The organism is Desulfobaccales bacterium (genome assembly GCA_041648175.1).
Taxonomy (GTDB): Bacteria; Desulfobacterota; Desulfobaccia; order Desulfobaccales; family 0-14-0-80-60-11; genus 0-14-0-80-60-11.
This window is the reverse complement of sequence record JBAZPO010000014.1, coordinates 58,062-78,312: the sequence shown is the minus strand read 5'-3', so window position 1 is coordinate 78,312 and position 20,251 is coordinate 58,062. Positions and strand designations below refer to the sequence as shown.

Here is a 20,251-nt window from a genome sequence, read left to right as displayed (position 1 = left end):
GCCCATTATGTCAATCGATCCAAATTAATGATGGGCGGTGCCCACCCTACTTTTCTCAGCACAGGCGAGACGCCTGTGCCACCAAGTAAATGCGCGCAGGCTGAAGCCAGCGGCTACCAAGGAAAAGTGGTGGCGGGCGCGGAGGCCCGCCCCACCTAATTACTTTTAATTTTCACGATGCGCAGTTCTCGGGCCTGGCTGTCGTCGAGCGCGAAGATGGCGGCCAGGGCATCGGTGACCTTGACGTTGCCCTTTTCCTGGCGATGCAGGTCCAGGCGCAGGTGCAAGGGGTCCATGACCGTCAGATCGGCAACCAGGGGCCGCAGGTCCACGCGTTCATCGCCCTTGGGCCGATGCCGGGTCACCATAAATTCTGCTTGAGCTAAGAAGGTAGCCGCGGCTGTGGCCTCAAAGACCGGGTTGCGGCTGGCCACTTCATAGACCGCGTGTTCCCGCCCCGGCGGGTCCTGACGCCGGTTCAAAGGGAACGCCTCAAGGACCTTAATGCCGCGGGGCAGCACCCGGTTCAGGGTGGCCACCAGCGTGTCAACGGGGACGGGCTCCGTCAGTTCCACGTCCATGATTTCCGTCAGGCTCTCCACCCCCAACGGCAGGGCGCCGTGGAAGGAGACCCGGGGCAGGGGATGGAAGCCTTTGGTAAAGGATAGGGGCAATCCGGAGCGGCGCAGGCTGCGATAGAGCGACCCCACCAGTTCCAGGTGGCCCAGCCAACGGCCCTCGTCGAGTTTGGCGTAGGTCAGACGGTAGCGGCAGGGGGCCTGCGGACTCGGGGCCGGGGGTTGCGGCGGCGCTGGTGGCAAGCCTACCGGGTCTTGAAGCTTAAGGTCAATGGTGTCGTGGTCACAGACGCCACAGTCCTGGCAGCCTTGCTGGCGGCAGTCCGGGGTCTCCAGGCCCTGCTCGGCCCGGTCCCGCTCTGAAAGCAGGAACTCCCGGCTGACGCCGCAGTGCACATGGTCCCAGGGCAGCATTTCGTCTGTGCCGCGTTCCCGTAAATAGAAGTCCGGGTCCACCCCGGCCAGGCGAAAGGCCTCTCGCCAGGGTTCGAGCCGCATGTGTTCGCTCCAGGCGTCCAGGCGGCAGCCTAAGCGGTAGGCCTCCAGCAGAACCTTAGCCAGGCGGCGGTCGCCCCGGGAAAAGACGCCTTCCAGCCAGGTCTGGGCCGCGGAGTTCCATTTGCTTTGGATGTTTTTCTGGCGCAGGCGGTCCTTGACTTCGAAGAGGCGGCGGCGGCACTCCTCCAGGTTTTCCTGGCGCTCCCACTGGAACGGGGTGTGGGGCTTGGGGATGAAGCTGGAGAGGCTGACGTTGAGCCGGGGGCGGGCGCCTCGGGGCGCGGCCGCGAGAATCTGCCGGGACAGGGTCGCAATGCCCTCCCGGTCTTCTTTGGTCTCGCTGGGCAGGCCGATCATAAAGTAGAGCTTGAGAAGCTGCCAGCCCGCGCCAAAGGCCCGGCTTGCCGAGTCCATGATGGCCGCCTCGGTGAGGTTTTTGTTGATCACCTGGCGGAGGCGCTGGGTGCCGGCTTCCGGAGCCAGGGTGAGGCCGGTGCGGCGCACCCGCTTAATTTGAGCCATCATCTCCGGGGTGAGCGTGTCGGCCCGCATCGAGGGCAGCGATATGGCTACCCGCGCCGGGGACAATTGGTCCATCAAGCTTTGGAGCAGGCCAGGCAGGGGCCCGTAGTCGCCGATGCTGAGGCTTAAGAGCGAGACCTCTTCAAAACCCGTGGCGGCCAAGGCGTCTTCTATCCATTTGATCGCGGCGGCGGGGTCGCGCTCCCGAACCGGCCGATAGATCATGCCAGCCTGGCAGTAACGGCAGCCCCGGGTACAGCCCCGGGAAATCTCGACGTTGAGGCGGTCGTGGATAATCTGGCAGGAGGGCACCAGAGGAAAGGCGGAGACGGGGATGCGATTCAGATCGTCCAGGACCCGCTTGGCCACGGTGCTTTTGCGTCCCAGAGGATGAATGGTCTGGAGGGTGCCAGATTCGTCGAAGTCCATACGGAAAAGGGCCGGGACGTAGACGCCATCGAGCGTTTCCAGGGCCTGCCACAACTTCGAGCGGGTGCCGTTTTGCGCCTTCCAATCTGCCACCAGCGCGGCTATCTCCAGGATCACCTCTTCGCCGTCGCCTAAGACCAGGGCATCGAAGAAGGGCGCCACGGGCTCGGGGTTGAAGGCGGCGGGGCCGCCGCCAATAACCACCGGGTGGGTAGCGTCGCGGTCTTCGGCCAAAAGGGGCACGCCACCCAGGTCCAGCATGTTCAGGAGATTGGTGTAGCCCAATTCGTATTGGAGGCTGACGCCCAAGAGATCGAAGGCGTTTAAAGGAGTGCCGGACTCCAGGCTGGTGAGGGGTTGACGCCGGAACCGCAAATCCGCTTCCAGGTCCGGCGCCGGGGCGTAGGCCCGCTCGGCCCAGATATGTTCCTCCCGGTTCAAAATGCCGTAGAGCAGGCTCAGCCCCAGGTGGGACATCCCCACTTCGTAGAGATCGGGAAAGAGTAAGGCCACCCGCAGGGCGACGGCCCGGGGGTCTTTGAAGACGGCGTTAATCTCCCGGCCCAGGTAGCGCGTGGGGCGCTGGACCCGGTGGAGATAGTCATGGTTATCGGTTAACGTCATGTTTATTAAGAGTGGTTAATGGTCTGTAATCAGTAATCAGTGGTAGAAAAAACTGATCAGACCACTTATGGCCCGTTCAGTTAAAAAATCAGTGGCTGAGGCAAACAGTCGAGTCGCCAGTGAGCAGAAAAAACTATCAACTGATTACTGTCTCACTCGCCTTGGGCCAGGCGGATGGCCTCTTTCAGGTCCAGGCTGCCGTCATACAGAGCCCGGCCGGTGATGACCCCGATGATCCCCAAAGGCTCCAGGGGCAGCAGGGCTTTGATGTCGTCCAGGCAACTCACGCCGCCGGAGGCAATGACCGGCACATCCACCCTTTCCGCCAGGGTCTGGGTTGCCGCAAGATTCACGCCGGTTTTCACGCCGTCCCGGGCGATGTCGGTATAGATGAAGGCCGCGGGCTTGAGTTTGGCCAGTTCCCGGGCCACTTCGAGGACGTTCTTCTGACTGGTTTCGGTCCAGCCTTTCACGGCCAGGAAGCCGTCTCGGGCATCCAGGCCGAAGGCGATGCGGCCGGGATAGTCGGCGCAGGCGCGGGCCGCCAAGTCGGGGTCTTTGAGGGCCGCGGTGCCCAGGATGAGACGGTCGATGCCCAGTTCAATATATGCAGCTATGATATCCAAGGTACGGATGCCGCCGCCCAGTTCGATGGGGATGGACAAGGCCTCACGGAGAGCCTGAATGGACTTCAGATTTTTGGGTTCGGAGCTGAAGGCGCCGTCCAGGTCCACCACGTGAAGGAGTTGGGCTCCCGCCTCCTGCCACTTCAGGCCCATGGCCACGGGGTCGTCGCCGAAGACGGTGACGTCTTCGGCCCGCCCCTGGCGCAAACGCACACATTTGCCGTCTTTGAGGTCAATGGCCGGAATAATCAACATAATTTAAACATTTTAACCTGAATTAAATGCACCTGACAATAGGGCGAGATAATTCGTCTGAAACGGGAATCCACTTGAAAATTTGCTTAAAGACCCTAATAATAGTCCAAGGGGGAGCAGCAGCATTGAATCAATAATTTAATTGTGCTAACTATTTTATAAGCGAGGATAAAAGTATGAACACTCGGCTTGAGGAAGCCTTCGCCCAGGCTTCCCAACTTCCCCCCGAAGAACAAGAAGCGCTGGCCGCGCTGCTGCTCGACGAAATTGCCTCCGAAAAGCTTTGGGACCGGGCCTTCGCCCAATCCCAAGACCAGATTTCCCAATTGTCTGATGAGGCTTTGACGGAATTTATGGAAGGCAGAACGGTCTCCCTTGACGAAGAACCGTTGTGATCACCCAAGTCACCAAAAAGTTTCGTCAAGCCTTCCGTAATCTTCCCGAGCCGGTCCAGCGCAAAGCCAAAAAAGCCTTTCACTTTTGGCGATAAGACCCCGGAAATCCAATGCTTCGCTACAAGAAGGTGCATCGTATCAAGCCCGTCTTTTCCATCCGTGTCGGGCTGGGTTGGAGAGCCTTGGGCGTCAAATCCAACAATCACATGATTTGGTTCTGGATCGGTTCCCATGCCGATTACGACAAAATCATAAAAAACCTTTGATTGAAATGAAGACAATATGTCTGATTTAGGTCGCATTTTGATTGTGATCGGAGTGCTCCTGGTGATGGTTGGCGCGGTATTCCTGCTGGCTCCCAAGCTCCCCTGGCTGGGACATTTGCCTGGGGATATCAGCTATAAGCGCGGCAATTTCAGCTTTTATTTTCCCTTGGGGACCTGCATCCTTATCAGTGTCGTTCTGACCTTGATCATGTATCTGTTTCGGAGGTAGCTTACAGCAATCAGCGGCCAGCTATAGCAAAAGCGAACGCGCATATGGCCGGGCCGGACTGGACTATGAGCCCGGCCGTCTTATATTATGACTTAGAGGGAGTTGCAAGGAGATTTTTAGAACGTAAATCTTGCTTTTAATCGGAGGTAGGTTGCGGGTTGAAGTATCCCATGTCCGCCAAATCCCTTGCGAAATATCCCCAGAGAAGTATACTGTGGAACATCCGTTACCCCGTGGCGGCACCAAGCGAGCACCCACAAAAGGAGGCGACGGAGTTAGGAATGGAGACTGATGCCTGAGCTACGCAAGGACCCCATCATCGGCCGTTGGGTGATCATATCGACGGAGCGGGGGAAGCGCCCCCATGATTTTGTTGTGGAGCCGGAGGTCACCAAGGGCGGCTTTTGTCCCTTCGATCCGGGCAATGAACATACCACGCCACCTGAGGTTCTGGCCTACCGGGACCCCGGGACCGAACCCAACACTCCCGGCTGGCAACTGCGGGTGGTGAACAACAAGTTCCCGGCCTTGGCCAAGGAAGGGGAATTGGACCGGGCCGGCGAAGGTATGTTCGATAAGATGAACGGGGTGGGGGCCCATGAGGTCATTATTGAGAGCCCCGACCACCAGCTCTCCCTGGCCACCATTTCCCTGGATGGGTTTACTCGGGTGCTCAGGGCCTACCGGGACCGGATCGTCACCCTGAGCGAGGATCCCCGCTTCCGCTATGTCCTGATTTTCAAAAACCAGGGCCGGGCTGCGGGCGCTTCCCTGGAGCATAGCCACAGCCAACTCATCGGCCTCCCCATTGTGCCGGAGTTGGTCCAGGAGGAATTGAGCGGCGGCAAGTTTTATTATAACTACAAAGAACGCTGCGTTTTTTGCGATATGATCCGCCAGGAACTTCAGCAGCAGGGCCGGGTGGTGTTGCAGAATCAGGAATTTCTGACCATTTGTCCCTTTGCGCCCCGGTCTCCTTTTGAGATGTGGATTCTCCCCAAAGAGCACCTTTCCTCTTACGTGGATTTAAAAGAAGAGTCTTTCCGGCTGCTTGCCGAGATCTTCTCGGAAACCTTAAAACGCCTGGAGAAGGCCTTGGGCAAAGTCCCGTACAATTTTATCCTGCACACCGCTCCCATACGGGAATCTCAACTCACCTACTATCACTGGCATTTTGAGATCGTGCCCAAGCTCACCCTGATCGCCGGATTCGAGTGGGGGTCGGGCTTTTACATTAATCCTACGCCTCCGGAAGATGCGGCCAAGTATCTTCGGGAGTTGACGCTGTAATCCACGGGGGATGACAGATGCGTATCCTCATGGTGACCCCGGAAGCAAATCCCTTTGCCCGCAGCGGCGGGTTGGCGGAAGTAACCTACGCCCTGGCCTGGTCCTTAGTCAAGCTGGGTCACGAGGTGGCGGTGGTGTTGCCCCTTTACCGACAGGTGCGGGAATCAGGCCGCACCCTCACCTGCACCGGGCAGACCCTCTCCATTCCCCTCTCCTTTAAGACCCTGCCGGCCGAGATCTTTACCTCCCAGATCGACCCCAATTTGAATTTTTACTTTATCGGGCAGGACAGCCTGTTTAACCGGGAGGGTCTCTACGGCACCTCGTATGGGGATTTCGACGATAATGCCGAGCGGTTTATTTTCTTTTCCCGGGCAGTCGTAGAAATGATCGACGCCTTGAAGCTGGAGTTTGACGTCTGCCACGCACACGAGTGGCAGACCGGCCTGGTACCGGTTTATCTGAGGACCATCTATAACGACCGTCCCTCCCTGCAGCGCTTGCCGGTGGTGTACACGGTCCACAACGTCGGCTACCAGGGGTTATTTTCGTCTTATGACCTGCCCCTCACCGGGCTGGGGTGGGAACTGCTTTCTCCCAAGGCCCTGGAATTTTACGGCAAGATTAACTTTATGAAAGGTGGTGTAGTCTTTGCCGACCTGATTACCACGGTATCGGCCAAATACCGGGAAGAGATTCTGACTCCGGAATACGGCTTCGGGCTGGAGGGCTTGTTCCAGGAACGGGCCCAAGAACTCTACGGCGTGCTGGAGGGGGTCGATTATGTGCGTTGGAACCCTGAAAAGGACGAGTTTTTGGCCGCACACTATGACCGCAATAATCTTGCCGGGAAAAAAATTTGCAAGAAAGCCCTGTTAGACCGGTTCGGCTTGAAGCTGTCCCCGAACCGGCCGCTCCTCGGCATGACCACCCGATTTTTCGAACGTAAGGGAATTGACCTGGTGGAAGGTATCATGGATGACCTGATGAAGCTGGATGTGGGTCTCATCATCCAGGGCACCGGGGAAGAGCGCCACCATTATATTCTCCAGGAAATGAGCCTCAAATATCATGAGCGCCTGGGTCTCATGATCGGCTACACCGAAGCGCTGGCCCACCAGATTATCGCCGGGGCCGACATGTTTCTCATGCCCTCCCGGTATGAACCCTGCGGCCTGGACCAGCTCTACTGCCTGCGTTACGGCACCATTCCCGTGGTTCGGGCCACCGGGGGCCTGGATGAAACCGTGGAGGAATTCGACCCGGCCAGGGTCACGGGCACCGGGTTCAAGTTCGCCGGGTATACACCGGCGTCGCTTTTGAGCGCGGTGCAGCGGGCCCTGGCGAGTTACCAGCAACCCCAGGTCTGGGAGGCCCTGATGAAGAGCAACATGGCCCTGGATTATTCCTGGGGCAAAACCGCGGCCCCCAAATATGTAGAATTGTACCAACTAGCCGCGGAAAAACGCCGGCGCTTGGTGGGCGGGTAAGGTTCCATGGCATCGGAGCGCACGGCGTTTTTAACCCAAATGGTAGAGGTGCTCACCTCTACCGTAAGCTTTGGGGAACGACTCAACAACATGGTTCATCTTCTGGCCCGGAACCTGAAGATGGATCTGGCGCTCTATTTCGGTCTGGACAAAGCCAGAGAGACCCTGTTGCTCAACGTGAGCAGCCAGGGGCCGGTGCCCCCTCACCTGCGCCTGGAATTTCCCATGGGTCAGGGGCTGGTGGGCGAAACGGCTAACACTCGCAAGGCCACTATTGTCCATCGCCAGGAGCCGGGGGTGGTGGCCGCTAATGCCCCCCTGGAAAAACTTCACCCCGCCTATCAGACGCTGGCCGCCTTTCCGGTGGCAGATGACAATTTTCTCTACGGGGTCTTGATCCTGGTAGACCGGACTGATCGTTCCTTCACTACTCCTGAGCGTCAGGGGGTCCAGTTGACCTGCCTGATGCTGGCTGCCGCGTTGCGCCAGGCCATCGTTCAGGAAGAGGCCAAAAAACGGATTGCCGAGCTGTCGGTGCTCTTCGAAGTGGGGAAGGCGTTGAGTTCCACCGTCGAGCTCGATGAGATCCTTGAACGCATCGTCAGCACCACTGCCAAGGTCATCACCGCCCGTGGCGCCGCCCTCCAGATTATAGATGCCGCCACCGGGGAACCCCGGGTTTCGTCCCGTTATGGCCAGATCCCCACGGATTGCCCGGCCTTGCCTAAAATGCTGCCCATTGCGGGTTCGGGGGAGCCACCCTATTTTGAAGGGGAATCAAAGGATCTGGCGGGCCATGCCCATTACTGCCTGGCCGTGCCTCTCACCTTCAAAGGGCAATTGACGGGCACGTTGGGGGTGTACGACAAGTTCAACCCCAACGGCGAATATCTGCCCTTCGACCCGGAAAACCGCCAGCTGCTCTTTACTATGGCGGGGGTTATCGTCAACGCCATCGAGAATGCGCTCACCTATCAACAGGTTGAGGACCTGGCGGAAAAGAACGAGCGCATGGTCCGCAATCTTACTGCCCTCCAAGAGATCTCCCAAGTCTTGCTGACGTCGGTGCAAGAGGATCGGCTCCTGGAGATTATCATCCAGGGCCTCACTTTGGAGCAGGGCTTGGGGTTCGATCGGGTGGTCGTGCTCATGGTGGACGAAACCGCTCAGATATTGCGAGGTGCGAAAGGCGCCAGCCGTAGTCCCATTGCCGGCGTGACCTCCAGCCTCAGGGCCTTGATGCTGCCGCCGGCGGACCCGATACCGGTGAGTGATTGGGAAATCCCTCTCAGGGCGGATCAGGGTCCGTTGGCCCTGGCGGTGCTGCGGAAGGTTCCCTATCATCATCATGAGACCGTTGAAGGACCGGGAGTGCCCCCTGCACTGGGAGGCAAGTATACGGCCCAAGAATTCTTTGTGGTGCCCCTGGTGGTGAAAGACCGGACCACCGGAGTGGTCCTGGTGGACAACCAGGCTTCTGGGCGCCCCCTGGAATCGGAGCCGCTCCACGTGCTCCAGATGTTTGCCACCCAGGCCGCCCTGGTGCTGGAGAACGCCCATCTCTATTCCACCATCGAAGCCAACAATCGGGAATTGCTTCTCATCAGGGAAAGGATGTTGGAGTCGGACCGTTTGGCGGCTCTCAGCAGTCTGGCCTCGGGCATGGCCCATGAAATTCGTAACCCTCTGGTCTCCATCGGCGGTTTCGCCCGGCGCATCGCCAAGTTGGTGGAGCCTAATTCGCCGCTGCGGGGCTATGTGGAAGTAATCCAGGAGGAAGTGACCCGGCTGGAAAAACTCCTGAGGGAAATCCTGGATTTCACCGGGGAAAATCTGTCCTATTACGGTGACCACGAACTGGCCAAGCTCATCGAAGACACCCTGATTTTGGTGCAGCGGGATCTGGATGCCAATAATATCAAGGTCGTGCGGGAATTTGCCCAGTTGCCCCGGCTCCACTGCGATGATCGGCAAATGAAGCAGGTTTTTTATAACCTCTTCCAGAACGCAGTCCAGGCCATGGCCCACGGCGGCACCCTGACTATTCGCACCTTTCCGGTGGAAAGGCCCGACGGTCTTTATGCGGCGGCGGCCATCTCGGACACCGGCGGCGGCATTCCCATGGAAGTGCTTCACAATATCTTCAATCCGTTTTTTTCCACCAAAGATTACGGCACCGGCCTGGGGCTGGCTATCGCCCAACGGATCGTTTCCCGCCATTATGGCCAGATAGAGGTTAACAACGAAATGGGCAAAGGGGTAACCTTCATCGTTACCCTGCCGGTGGCAAAATATTGTCTCGTGAAAGATGTTGGCCAGGGTGCGGTTCCCGCCAGCGTGCTCAAGGCCCCTAAAGGAGGACGGTTATGAAAAAAATCTTGGTGGCGGACGACGAAATGAGCATTCGCCTTTTATATAGCGAAGAACTCAAGGAGGAGGGCTACGAAGTCTATCAGGCCGCCAACGGGCGGGAAGCCCTGGAAGTTGTGGACAAGATTCCTTTGGATCTGGTTATCCTGGACATCAAAATGCCGGAGATGGACGGCATCGAGGCGTTGCGGCAGATCAAGGAAAAGCGGCCGGATTTACCGGTGGTCCTGAGCACCGCCTACGGCGAGTACAAGCAGGATTTTGCCACCTGGGCCTCAGATGAATATCTGGTCAAGTCCTCGGACCTGGAAGATCTGAAGGCGGTGGTGAAACGCTACCTGAAAGAGTAATACCGAGCGTTCATAAAGGTAATTTAAAAGAAGTCAGGCGCCGGTTGATCCTTTTTGTACGAAACCGCATGGCCTTAAGGGAGGCAGTAAAAAGTCCCCCTTTGGAAAAGGGGGATTTGGATTTTCACGCTAAAGCCTGCGGCTACCAAATTATAGCGAGTGCCAAAAGTTCTTTCCTTCTATCCCCTCTCCCCTTGTGGGAGAGGGTTAGGGTGAGGGGGTGGAAAGGAAAAAACTTTTGGCAATGAGTATACCTGTTTGAACGCATTTCCTTATGAGATCCCTAAAAGAGAGGCACCTATGGCTAAACTCAAATTGGCGATCCTGATCATCCTGGCCATTGTGCTGGTGGATTTTGCTTTGGAAAATGGACAGCCGGGACCGGAACTTAAGCTTTTCAAATTTCAGCTGGCCGTCATCCCCACCTATCTTTTGGCCTACATTAGCCTGGCGTTGGGATTGGTGATCGGCTGGGGCGGACATGGCTTGAGAATCAGGCGGAAGCGGCGGGAAGCCCAGGTGGCTCAGGCCACTTCAGCCCAGCAACGCCATGAACCCCAGGCCGGCCAGGCCGATAGTCAGGCCTAGTAAAAGGACCATCCCCAGCATGGCCTGGAAAATCAAGAAAGTGGCCAGAGCGCCCAGAGCGCCGAAAGCAGACAACCCGAACACCTCTTTGGCGCCGATATACATCAAGATCAGAATCCAGACGCCAGCCAGCGGCATGCCCAAAAAGGGGATGAGAGCCAAGACCAGACCTCCATGGGCATAACAGAAAATCCGCCAGGCCGGGGTGAAATCCCGGCCGGCCCCTGACAGCGCCATACTCCCCCACCAACACAGGCTCCCCACTGCAAGGTGCGCCAGCACCAGGAGCGGCGATACGATCATCAGGCCAAGTAGCGCCCCAGTTCCCAAGTTTAAGGAAGAGACCGGGCCGGGGGCGTTCCCGAGAGCTCCTGCTAAAATCAGGAAGTGCCAGAAGAGGGCGATCAACACCCCTGCGGTGGACACGATAAGGGCAAAGGCCAAGGGCTCGGCCCGCCCTCCCGGGCCCAGGTTGTCAAAAAATTCCCCCGGGTGGAGCAGGAGGTCCCGTAGGGTGCGGAAGAATCCCACCCAGCCGGAAAGTTCCGGGTCTTCCCACGGTACACCCTGCCGCGCAGGCTCGGGCAAGGCCGGGACTGTCCCCCAATCTTCTTCCAGGGTTGTCATGGGCGCTTGCCGTCGATGAGGTCTTTGACGTCTTTGGGGTTGGCCAGGCCGTGCCAGAACATCTCGGGCCCCCCGGATTTATCCGGCAAAGCGAGATTGCCCACCTGAAGCACGGTCTGGGTCAGGCCCCGGAGCACCAGGACCTCTCCCAGGTGTTCCCAGGCAATCTCCTGACGGCGGGGGGACGGCCAGCGCCAGACCCGGGCCACGCCTTGGGCAGTGACGCGGTACTCCATACCGTATTTCTGGTAGACCACCGCGGCCACAATAATCAGCCCCAAAATGGTCCCCAACCAGACCGGCAGCCCTACCTCGGGGTTGAGCCGAGGCCCCAGAAATACCAGGGCCATGGCCACGTAATAGACAAAAAAGGCCCGGCTACAGGGTTTGAACACGAGGTCGCCGGAAGGAGAAATTTCGTTGTCAGCCATGATTATGCCTCGGATCGATACTCATCAATTAAGCGCTGTACGTCCTCTTCTTTTAAGCCAAGCTCTTTGACTTTTTTCATGCCAAAATGTTGCAGACGTCTGAGTTCTTTTTCGGCAACATTTTGTTGCTTGGCTGGCTCTTCGAGTTTCATAATAGAATTCTAAAATTGTAATTTATTAAAATTTTTAATAGGATAGTATAGGTGGCAACTGGTTGTCAAATATGAAGTTCAGCGCCCCATTAAGGCTGCCAGTTTGGGGATCCGATTTTCCTGTCATAAAAGCTTATTCTAATTCGCCAAATTAATTAGCTCCTTAAAATCATTCTCCCCAAGAATCCGTATCAGAGATTTCCTTCAATACACAATCCGAAAATCCGTCAGGTCTCCCTGATAGGGCTGCCACTCAACCTCGACGCGGTCCACGTAGGCATAAGGGGGGCCTTTATGGCACCAGGTGAGCATGTCTGAAACGACCCGCTTGTCGCCTTCGAATAAGGCTTCCACCCGGCCGTCCGGGAGGTTCCGGGCCCAGCCGGTGAGCCCCCGCGCCCGGGCCTCGTCCCGGGTGGAGGCCCGGAAGAAGACCCCCTGGACCCGACCCTCGATCAACACGTGGACGCGTGCCTTATCTGCCATCAGCCACTCCTTTTGAGTAATTCTTCAAAGGCCGCCTCATCCAGAATAGTCACCCCCAGTTCCCGGGCCTTGGCCAACTTGCTGCCGGGGTCCATCCCTGCCACCACATAATCGGTCTTGGCGGACACCGACGAGGTTACCTTGCCGCCCCGGGCCAACACCTGGGCTTTGGCCTCGTCCCGGGAGAAATGCGGCAGCCCCCCGGTAAAGACAAAGGTCTTGCCGCCCAGGGGCGAGGCCGCGGCAGGTCCTGGGGGCAATCCCATCACTCCGGCTACCTGGAGTCTTTTGATCAGTGCCTGATTTTGCGCAGCATCGAAAAATTCCCGGATACTGGCAGCCACCTGTTTGCCCACCCCCCCTACATGCAGCAGTTCCTCCAGGTCGGCCTGCATCAATTCGTCGAGGCTGTGGAAGTGCTGAGCCAAAAGCTGGGCCGTGGCCTCGCCGACGTAGCGGATGCCCAGGGCGTTGATCAGGCGCCACAGTGCCGGTCTTTTGCTAGCCTGAATGGCCATGATGATATTCTGGGCCGATTTTTCCGCAAAGCGCTCCAAGGGAATGAGGTCGCCTTCGGTCAACCGGTAGAGGTCGCTCACATCCTTGACCAGGCCGACCTCCACCAGTTTCAGGACGATCTTCTCTCCCAGGCCGTCGATGTCCATGGCGCTTTTCCCGGCAAAGTGCTGAATCCCCCGGGTCCGGGACGCGAAGCAATCGGGGTTGGGGCAGCGGGTGACCTTCTCGCCCTCAGGCCGCACCAATTCGGTGCCGCACACCGGGCAATGGGTGGGCATCTTAAAGGGTTGGGCGTCGGGCGGACGCGCTTCCATAATGACTTTCACCACTTCCGGGATGACGTCCCCGGCCCGCTGGACCAGGACCGTATCCCCGAGCCGGACGTCTTTCCTCGCCACTTCGTCTTCGTTGTGCAGGGTAGCCCGGCTCACGGTAACGCCGCCCACCTCCACGGGCTCCATCACCGCCATGGGAGTCACTGCGCCGGTGCGGCCCACATTCACCGCGATGTCCAAAACTTTGGTAGTGGCCTGGGTGGCGGCAAATTTAAAAGCCAGGGCCCAGCGGGGACTGCGGGTCTTGGTGCCCAGTCGCTCCTGCAAGGCGAGAGAGTCAACCTTGATAACCATGCCGTCGATTTCATAGGGCAGGCCGTGGCGTTGGTGCTCCAGTTTCTGATGATAGGCGGTGGCAGCAATGATTCCCCGGCCTCGCTCAATCAGGGGGTTGACTCTAAGGCCCCAGGCTTTCAGGGTCTGGAGAATTTCCCACTGGCTTGCGAAGCTGCGTCCCCGCACTTCCCCGATCCCGTAACAGTAAATCTTCAGGGGCCGGCTTGAGGTGATCTTGGGGTCCAACTGGCGCAGGGAACCGGCGGCGGCGTTGCGGGGATTGGCAAAGGCGGGATCGCCCTTGGCCAGGCGCTCTTCGTTGAGTTGTTTGAACTCTGGAAGGTCCATGTAGACTTCGCCCCGGACCTCCAGCAATTCCGGGACCGCCTCCGCCTCGGTCAACAGCCCCAGGGGGATGGTGTGGATGGTTTTGAGGTTCTGGGTGACGTTTTCGCCACGGTAGCCGTCGCCCCGGGTGGAGCCGATGGTAAAGCGGCCGTATTCATAGACCAACTCCACGGCGCAGCCGTCCATCTTGGGCTCCAGGACATAGTCAAACTCGTCCGCGGTCTTCAAGAACCGCTTCAGCCGTTCGTCGAACTCCTGGACCTCGGTCTCGCTGAAGGCGTTTTCCAGCGACAGCATGGGCTGCCGGTGGTTGACAGTCTCAAACTTGTCCAGGGGTTGAGCCCCGACTCGCTGGGTGGGGGAATCCGGCGTGGCCAGGCCGTAAGTTTCCTCCAGCCGGATGAGTTCGGCCAGAAGACGATCGAACTCGGCATCGGAGACCACCGGATCATCCAGCGTATAGTAGCGGTAGTTGTGGTAGTTGATCCGGTCCCGGAGTTCATACACCCGGGAGACAACTTCAGGGGGAGCATCCTTCTGTGCCATGGCGAGAATAGGTCAGGGGATGAGGCCTTAGAGGGCCTGCCCCGAGTTATTTGCAGTCAGGAATCCGGTTTATAGGAAAGCCGGAAGAATCCAGACCTATATTCATTGCCAATTTATTTACCCCTCACCCTTGCCCTCTCCCGCAAGGGGAGAGGGGAATAATAAGGAAAGAACTTTTGGCAAGCACTATAACTTCCGGCGTGCTTTGTCATCATGATAGGGGCTTTTGGTGAGATTGGCAAGGGAAAGGCTGCCGGACCGAAGTTCGTATCTTGCGATGTGAAAGAGAGCGGAAGATTGGGAAAGGATCTTGCTGAGAATAGAAAACCGACGCGAGGCTTTCAGACCGCGCCTGGCGTTTGCGGCCGGAGATCAGGACAACGGAGACCGGCGCGATTTCTGGGATTCTGCTTCACGCTCGGCGGCCTCCCGGGCGATCTGGCGAATGTCGCCAAGTATTGACATGATTTTCTCCAGTTGGTCACTAATCAACTGGACTTCCTGGAACAACTTATCTTGTTCATTCATTTCCAGGAGCAGAAGATCGACCAGACCGGTTACCGTTGCCAGGGGTTGGGCCAAATCGTGCAAAAAATGGCCCAGGTTATCATAGTTAGGACGTGGCCCTGAATTTTTTTTAGACATGGTGAATTCTCAGCTTTCCATTCGATACTTTACTGAATGGAGCAGCAAGAACCGGGCCAACACTTTAAAAGAATGGAGGACTAAGTTGCCTGACCGCACCGCATCAGAAGGCGCATTAATCACGGGGAACAGCCAACATGCGCTCTACCGCTTGGAGGGCCCGCCGCCTGGTCTCCTCCGGCACCGTGATCTGGTGGCGGTTGTCTTTCAGGGCGGCAATGACGTCTTGAAGAGTGATGCGCTTCATATCCGGGCAGATCAAGTGGGGGGAAGGGGAATAAAAAAGTTTGTCGGGATTTTCTTTGCGCAAGGTATGGAGGATGCCCATTTCCGTGCCGATGATGAATTCTTTGACGTTGGACTGGCGCGCGTACTGAAGCATGCCGCTGGTGCTGCGAATCTCTTGGGCCAGATCCAAAACTTCGGGACGGCACTCGGGATGGGCGATGAACACGGCCTTGGGGTGGGCGGCCTGGCAAGCCAGGACTTCAGCGGCGCCCAGGCCGTCGTGCACGTTGCAGCAGCCCTCCCAATAGAGTATTTCTTTTTTGGTATGCCGGGCGGTGTAGAGGGCCAGGTTGCGGTCCGGGACCATCAAAACCCGGGAGGGTGTCAAAGAATTGACAACCTGGACGACGTTGGCGGAGGTGCAGCAGATGTCGCTTTCGGCCTTGACCGCCGCGGTGGAATTGACATAGGTGACCACCGGCACTCCGGGGAGTTCGGCTTTCCGGGTCCGGAGTTGCTCCGCGGTGATGGTGGCGGCCATGTAACAGCCCACGTCTTCCCGGGGCAGGAGGACGGTTTTGTCCGGACAGAGGATGGCCGCGGTTTCCGCCATGAAATGGACCCCGCAAAACACAATGACTTCGGCCGGGGTTTTGGCCGCGGTCATGGATAAGGCCAGGGAGTCACCCAAAAAATCGGCCACATCCTGAATTTCTCCCGGCTGATAGTTGTGGGCCAGGAGAATTCCCCGGCGCCGTTCCAACCAATGCCGCACTTCTTGTTGTTGCTGGGTAAATTCCATGGTTTGTTTTTTGAAGTCTATACTTCAGACAGTTTTAGGATACTTCAGAGCTTTTTAACCACCCGGACCGCATATCAGGAGCCCGGAGTTTCCCGGATCACCTGGACGCCCGGGGGCGGTGTAAAGGTAAAGAACGTGGGGGCCAGGGGAACCTCTAACTTCACCTGGGTAAAGGTGAAGCGGCTCTCCTCCCCTAAGGCGTTGGTAAAATCCAGCTTCTCCACCAAATAGGTGTCGGGGTTGATGGTTAAGGTGAGGCGCTTGAGCTCCGGCTGGTCCTTTTTGGGAAACAGGTCGATAACATAGCTGGCGCCCTCCTGGGGCGGGCGCTGCCAGGAAATATTAAAATCCTTTTGGACCAGGCCTATTCCCGAAAAAAACCGCATAACCAGGTCCGAACGCAGCACTTTCTCCAACTTATAGACCATGACTACGCCGTCTTGGGGCATATACATCCACACCAGCCGGCCGTCGGAGACGATTTCTTTTTTCTGTTCCGGGGGGGTCTCATACTGCCAGCGCATGCGGGAGGGTTTCATAAAATACATCCACCCTGCCGCGGAGTCCGAGGCGCCGGTTGCCTTAATACGGGAATCCTGAAGAAAGCGGGCCTGAAAGCCGCCGGCTTTGTCATAAAGGGTCTGAACCCGGGCTATCACTGCTTCCGGGGAAACTGCCGCGGCGGCCTGCAGGGGCCAGAGGCAGACTATCAGCGCCATGGTGGTCAAGAATTTGCGAGTCACGATAGGTGTCGTCCTTGCACGAAAAAATGACTGGGTTAAACTTATCAAATGCGGATTCCGGCGTCAATTATACTCTATTCCCGGTGGCTTCCTGCTCAGGGTGACGTAAGGTGCGAACACCTTCCTGTAGGGGCGGGTTTTAAACCCGACCTTACGATAGGTGCGCTGTGTGCAACCCACAATAAATTACACGACGAGTCTCGTCGCCATGCCCTTGATTGAAGATTACGAATACATTTTGCCGCCGGAGTTAGTGGCTCAATACCCTTTGGAGAAAAGGGATGCCTCGCGCCTCATGGTGCTAAAGCGAGACGGGGGCGAAATCGGTCACAGGCGCTTTCGGGATCTGCCCCAATGGCTGGACGATCGCGACGTCCTGGTGGTCAACGACACCCGGGTCTTTCCGGCGCGCCTTAACGGCCATAAAGATAGCGGCGGCAAAGTGGAGTTGCTGCTCCACCACTTGCCGGAAGCCGAAGGCAACGGCCAAGTCCCCCAGGCAGCCCGGGCCCGGGCCACGCACCGGGGAAGCCTTCGGGTTGGGCAGGCTCTGAACTTCGGAGCTGACCTGACCGCAATGGTTCTGGCTCTGCCGCAGCCGGGGGTCGTTGAGGTGCGCTTCACCTGCGCCAGTGGCGACGCGGTGGCCGCGGTGCTGGAGGCGGGAGCGGTTCCCCTGCCGCCCTATATCAATCGTCTGGCGGAACTCTCGGACCGCGCTACCTACCAAACGGTCTTTGCAGCCCAAGCCGGGGCCGTGGCCTGCCCCACCGCGGGGCTGCACTTCACCGACACGGTTTTGCAGGAACTGGGCCAGAGGGGCATCGAGATCGTGCGCCTCACTCTGCACGTGGGACCGGGGACGTTCATGCCGGTGCGGGTGGACGACTATACCCGGCACCAGATGCTGCCGGAATACTTCGAATTATCCGAGGCTGCGGCCGCGCGTCTCAACGCGGCGCGCTCCCAGGGGAAACGCCTGGTGGCGGTAGGCACCACAAGCGTCCGAGTGCTGGAATACTGCGCAACGCCCTCAGGCTTTCAGGCGCAGCAGGGCTGGTGCGACCTGTTTATTTACCCGGGGTATCGGTTTAAGGCCGTGGACCGGATGCTGACCAACTTCCATCTGCCCAAGTCCACCCTGCTCCTCCTGGTGAGCGCCTTCGCGGGCCGGAACCTGATTGTGCAGGCCTACGAGGAAGCGGTTAAGGAGCGTTACCGGTTTTATAGTTATGGCGATTGTATGTTGATTTTATAAATTATAAAAAAATCAATAAAGGAACTCAGAAATAAATGGTTACTATTAACCAAATAAAAAAAACCTTCTTCTTGTTATACTCAAGCATTCTTAATGAGCGATTCTCTAAGCAGCAATGGTTTAATTATTATATCGAAAAATATTTATTACCTTGTATAAGATTTTATCTCTTAGGATATTTCGCCAACGATTTTGAACCTGAGGTAGCAACTTCTAATCCATATAGCTATACTGGCAAAGGAAGATTCGATTTTTTGGTTGGTGACGTTGCTGTCGAGTTTGCAGTTAGAACACCAGATTGCCGTAGCACGAAGCTTAAAAGATGTGATAATGAAGATGAAATCGCTAAGCTTGCCAAATATTCGGGTGACTCTGTACTTGTCTTGTTTGACTTCTCTAAGAAAATATTAACAGAATCTGCTCTTAAAGCAGAATATGGAGAGTTACCCTCATTGGGTCAGGGTGTTAAAAGACACCCATTTTCGTTACTTTATTATTTTAAAGATAGCGAAGGAAACCCAAAGGTAATAAGGAAGAATATAAGATAGATTCAAAGCGATTCTGACGATAGTAAACTCCAAAGCTTGGGCTGAGGTCCGCCTTTTGGGACTTCAATAAAATTGAAAGAGGTTGGCGATTAACTTAGGAAGAACAAAGGCCCTTTCCCTCTTGCCACTTCGCTGGAATACTTAAAATGTTTGAATTTCGTCTCATAAAATCCGCCGGTCCGGCAGGACCGCGGTTGGGGGAGATCGCCACGTCCCGGGGCAAGATCGATACGCCGGTGTTCATGCCGGTGGGGACCTATGCCACGGTGAAGACCCTGACGCCGGAAGACCTCAGGGAGATCGGCGCAGCCATTATCCTGAGCAACACCTATCATCTCTATCTGAGGCCCGGAGTTGAATCTATCCAAAACCTTGGAGGGTTGCACCGCTTCATGCATTGGGACGGCCCCATCCTCACCGACTCTGGCGGTTTCCAGATCTTTAGCCTGGCGCCGTTCCGCACCATGAGCGAGGAGGGGGTGACCTTCCGGTCGCACCTGGACGGCTCCAGCCATTTCTTGACCCCGGAGCGCGTGGTGGGCCTCCAAGAGGCGCTGGGGGTGGATATCATGATCTGCCTGGATGAGTGCCCGGGCTATCCGGCCCCGGAGGCGGAGGTAAGAGCGGCCGCAGACCTGACCCTGAGGTGGGCGGCGCGGTGTAAAGAGGCCCGCACGCGCCCCGACGCGGCGCTGTTTCCCGTGATCCAGGGAGGTATGAATGCGGAGTTGCGCCGGGATCAGGCCCAGGCCATGGCGGCCATGGGCTTTGACGGCTATGCCATCGGCGGCTTGAGCGTGGGCGAGCCCAAGGAACTCATGATGGAGATGCTGGAAGCAACCACACCTATGCTGCCGGAAGACAAACCCCGGTATCTCATGGGGGTGGGGACCCCGGAAGACCTGGTGGAGGGCGTGGCCCGAGGGGTGGATATGTTCGACTGCGTGCTGCCCACGAGAAACGCGCGCAACGGCATGGCCTTTACCACCGCGGGCAAGGTGGTGATAAAAAACGCGGTACACGGCAATGATCCCGGGCCGCTGGATGCGGCCTGCGGCTGCTACACCTGCCGGCATTATTCCCGGGCCTATCTGCGGCATCTGTATGTGGCGAGAGAAATTCTGGCTTATCGCCTTTTAACTTTGCATAATTTGTATTACTATTTAAATTTGATGGTTACCATGCGGCAAGCCATCGCCGACGGGCGGTTTGCCGCGTTTCGTCAAGATTTCTATCAAAATCGCAACGAGGGAGGTAGTACAGGTGGTTAATATGGCATATGCCCAGGGTGCGGCAGCAGCCCCCGAGGCCAGCCCGATGTGGAGTTTTGTGGTGCCCATGATCTTTATGGTCGTGATCTTCTATTTTCTTCTGATCCGGCCACAACAGAAAAAGGCCAAAGAACACAAGGCGCTCTTGGACAACCTGAAAAAGGGCGATCGCATCATTACCAGTGGTGGCATGATCGGCACAATCATCAATATCGACGACCAGATTGTCAATGTGGAAATCGCCGACAGGGTGCGCATTGAGTTGGGCCGTCCCTATATCGCCGGGTTCGCACCTAAGAAGGGTGGTAGCTGAGTCGCTGAGGCGGCTTGCCAGTAGTTTTCGCCAAAGTTTTTTCTTTTTGGCACATGGTCCAAGAACTAAATCCCCCCTAACCCCCCTTTGCCAAAGGGGGGAACTAGCGGAAATCCTTTGAAAGTCCCCCTTTAGAAAAGGGAGATTTAGGGGGATTTAAAAACCAACCTTTAAGAATGAACTTTTGGCAATAGGGATAAATCGTCCAGGAAC

At 57.1% G+C, this 20,251-nt stretch carries 22 protein-coding genes; 12 read left to right on the top strand and 10 right to left on the bottom strand.

What is annotated here, in order from left to right; translation table 11 throughout:
• Positions 1 to 155: 155 nt before the first annotated feature.
• Entirely contained in the window at positions 156 to 2,651 is a 2,496-nt protein-coding gene (locus WC600_13335; GenBank protein MFA4903712.1) for a TIGR03960 family B12-binding radical SAM protein, read from the bottom strand.
• A 152-nt stretch (positions 2,652 to 2,803) separates the two neighbouring features.
• Complete coding sequence (hisA, locus tag WC600_13330; protein ID MFA4903711.1) at positions 2,804 to 3,532, bottom strand: 1-(5-phosphoribosyl)-5-[(5-phosphoribosylamino)methylideneamino]imidazole-4-carboxamide isomerase; 729 nt, start codon at positions 3,530 to 3,532, stop codon at positions 2,804 to 2,806.
• Positions 3,533 to 3,708: 176 nt separating this feature from the next.
• On the opposite strand from hisA, the gene WC600_13325 reads away from it, so the two are divergent.
• The 8 genes from WC600_13325 to WC600_13290 all read left to right on the top strand — a co-directional run bounded on the left by WC600_13325 (position 3,709) and on the right by WC600_13290 (position 10,510).
• Entirely contained in the window at positions 3,709 to 3,927 is a 219-nt protein-coding gene (locus WC600_13325; protein MFA4903710.1) for a hypothetical protein, read from the top strand.
• A gap of 110 nt (positions 3,928 to 4,037) precedes the next feature.
• Positions 4,038 to 4,193: a hypothetical protein gene (locus WC600_13320; GenBank protein MFA4903709.1), complete on the top strand. Its 156-nt coding sequence runs from the start codon at positions 4,038 to 4,040 to the stop codon at positions 4,191 to 4,193.
• Between the two features lie 16 nt (positions 4,194 to 4,209).
• Positions 4,210 to 4,422 carry a DUF2905 domain-containing protein gene (locus tag WC600_13315; GenBank protein ID MFA4903708.1) on the top strand — a complete coding sequence of 71 codons (213 nt, stop codon included), beginning with the start codon at positions 4,210 to 4,212 and terminating at the stop codon, positions 4,420 to 4,422.
• A gap of 291 nt (positions 4,423 to 4,713) precedes the next feature.
• Complete coding sequence (gene galT, locus WC600_13310) at positions 4,714 to 5,712, top strand: galactose-1-phosphate uridylyltransferase (GenBank protein ID MFA4903707.1); 999 nt, start codon at positions 4,714 to 4,716, stop codon at positions 5,710 to 5,712.
• A gap of 17 nt (positions 5,713 to 5,729) precedes the next feature.
• A complete protein-coding gene (locus tag WC600_13305; GenBank protein ID MFA4903706.1) occupies positions 5,730 to 7,202 on the top strand; it encodes a glycogen/starch synthase in 1,473 nt (490 codons plus the stop codon).
• A 6-nt stretch (positions 7,203 to 7,208) separates the two neighbouring features.
• Positions 7,209 to 9,572, top strand: a complete 2,364-nt coding sequence (locus tag WC600_13300; GenBank protein ID MFA4903705.1) for a GAF domain-containing protein — start codon at positions 7,209 to 7,211, stop codon at positions 9,570 to 9,572.
• Positions 9,569 to 9,922 carry a response regulator gene (locus tag WC600_13295; GenBank protein ID MFA4903704.1) on the top strand — a complete coding sequence of 118 codons (354 nt, stop codon included), beginning with the start codon at positions 9,569 to 9,571 and terminating at the stop codon, positions 9,920 to 9,922. Before WC600_13300 ends, WC600_13295 begins: the two co-directional genes overlap by 4 nt.
• A gap of 300 nt (positions 9,923 to 10,222) precedes the next feature.
• On the top strand, positions 10,223 to 10,510 hold the full coding sequence (locus WC600_13290) for a hypothetical protein (GenBank protein MFA4903703.1): 288 nt from the start codon (positions 10,223 to 10,225) through the stop codon (positions 10,508 to 10,510).
• Here the strand turns inward: WC600_13290 and WC600_13285 are convergent.
• From WC600_13285 to WC600_13250, 8 genes are all read right to left on the bottom strand, one after another.
• The gene (locus WC600_13285) at positions 10,457 to 11,137 is read right to left on the bottom strand and encodes a YIP1 family protein (protein MFA4903702.1); all 681 of its coding nucleotides are present in this window, start codon (positions 11,135 to 11,137) and stop codon (positions 10,457 to 10,459) included. The genes WC600_13290 and WC600_13285 overlap by 54 nt on opposite strands.
• A complete protein-coding gene (locus tag WC600_13280) occupies positions 11,134 to 11,568 on the bottom strand; it encodes a hypothetical protein (protein MFA4903701.1) in 435 nt (144 codons plus the stop codon). The genes WC600_13285 and WC600_13280 overlap by 4 nt, the downstream gene beginning before the upstream one ends.
• Before the next feature lie 2 nt (positions 11,569 to 11,570).
• Positions 11,571 to 11,720, bottom strand: coding sequence for a hypothetical protein (locus WC600_13275; GenBank protein MFA4903700.1), 150 nt, complete (start codon positions 11,718 to 11,720; stop codon positions 11,571 to 11,573).
• A gap of 204 nt (positions 11,721 to 11,924) precedes the next feature.
• Positions 11,925 to 12,206, bottom strand: a complete 282-nt coding sequence (locus WC600_13270) for an acylphosphatase (GenBank protein ID MFA4903699.1) — start codon at positions 12,204 to 12,206, stop codon at positions 11,925 to 11,927.
• Positions 12,206 to 14,230: an NAD-dependent DNA ligase LigA gene (ligA, locus tag WC600_13265; GenBank protein MFA4903698.1), complete on the bottom strand. Its 2,025-nt coding sequence runs from the start codon at positions 14,228 to 14,230 to the stop codon at positions 12,206 to 12,208. Before ligA ends, WC600_13270 begins: the two co-directional genes overlap by 1 nt.
• Before the next feature lie 372 nt (positions 14,231 to 14,602).
• On the bottom strand, positions 14,603 to 14,875 hold the full coding sequence (locus WC600_13260) for a hypothetical protein (GenBank protein ID MFA4903697.1): 273 nt from the start codon (positions 14,873 to 14,875) through the stop codon (positions 14,603 to 14,605).
• 115 nt (positions 14,876 to 14,990) lie between these two features.
• A complete protein-coding gene (nadA, locus tag WC600_13255) occupies positions 14,991 to 15,905 on the bottom strand; it encodes a quinolinate synthase NadA (protein ID MFA4903696.1) in 915 nt (304 codons plus the stop codon).
• Positions 15,906 to 15,979: 74 nt separating this feature from the next.
• Positions 15,980 to 16,648, bottom strand: coding sequence for an outer membrane lipoprotein carrier protein LolA (locus WC600_13250; GenBank protein ID MFA4903695.1), 669 nt, complete (start codon positions 16,646 to 16,648; stop codon positions 15,980 to 15,982).
• 169 nt (positions 16,649 to 16,817) lie between these two features.
• Here WC600_13250 and queA point away from each other — a divergent pair, with 169 nt between their 5' ends.
• The 4 genes from queA (at position 16,818) to yajC (ending at position 20,038) form a co-directional block, all read left to right on the top strand.
• A complete protein-coding gene (queA, locus tag WC600_13245; GenBank protein ID MFA4903694.1) occupies positions 16,818 to 17,906 on the top strand; it encodes a tRNA preQ1(34) S-adenosylmethionine ribosyltransferase-isomerase QueA in 1,089 nt (362 codons plus the stop codon).
• A 35-nt stretch (positions 17,907 to 17,941) separates the two neighbouring features.
• Positions 17,942 to 18,454 carry a hypothetical protein gene (locus tag WC600_13240; GenBank protein MFA4903693.1) on the top strand — a complete coding sequence of 171 codons (513 nt, stop codon included), beginning with the start codon at positions 17,942 to 17,944 and terminating at the stop codon, positions 18,452 to 18,454.
• A gap of 146 nt (positions 18,455 to 18,600) precedes the next feature.
• The gene (tgt, locus tag WC600_13235; GenBank protein MFA4903692.1) at positions 18,601 to 19,725 is read left to right on the top strand and encodes a tRNA guanosine(34) transglycosylase Tgt; all 1,125 of its coding nucleotides are present in this window, start codon (positions 18,601 to 18,603) and stop codon (positions 19,723 to 19,725) included.
• 1 nt (position 19,726) lies between these two features.
• Positions 19,727 to 20,038: a preprotein translocase subunit YajC gene (gene yajC / locus WC600_13230; protein MFA4903691.1), complete on the top strand. Its 312-nt coding sequence runs from the start codon at positions 19,727 to 19,729 to the stop codon at positions 20,036 to 20,038.
• The last annotated feature ends 213 nt before the right edge of the window (positions 20,039 to 20,251 follow it).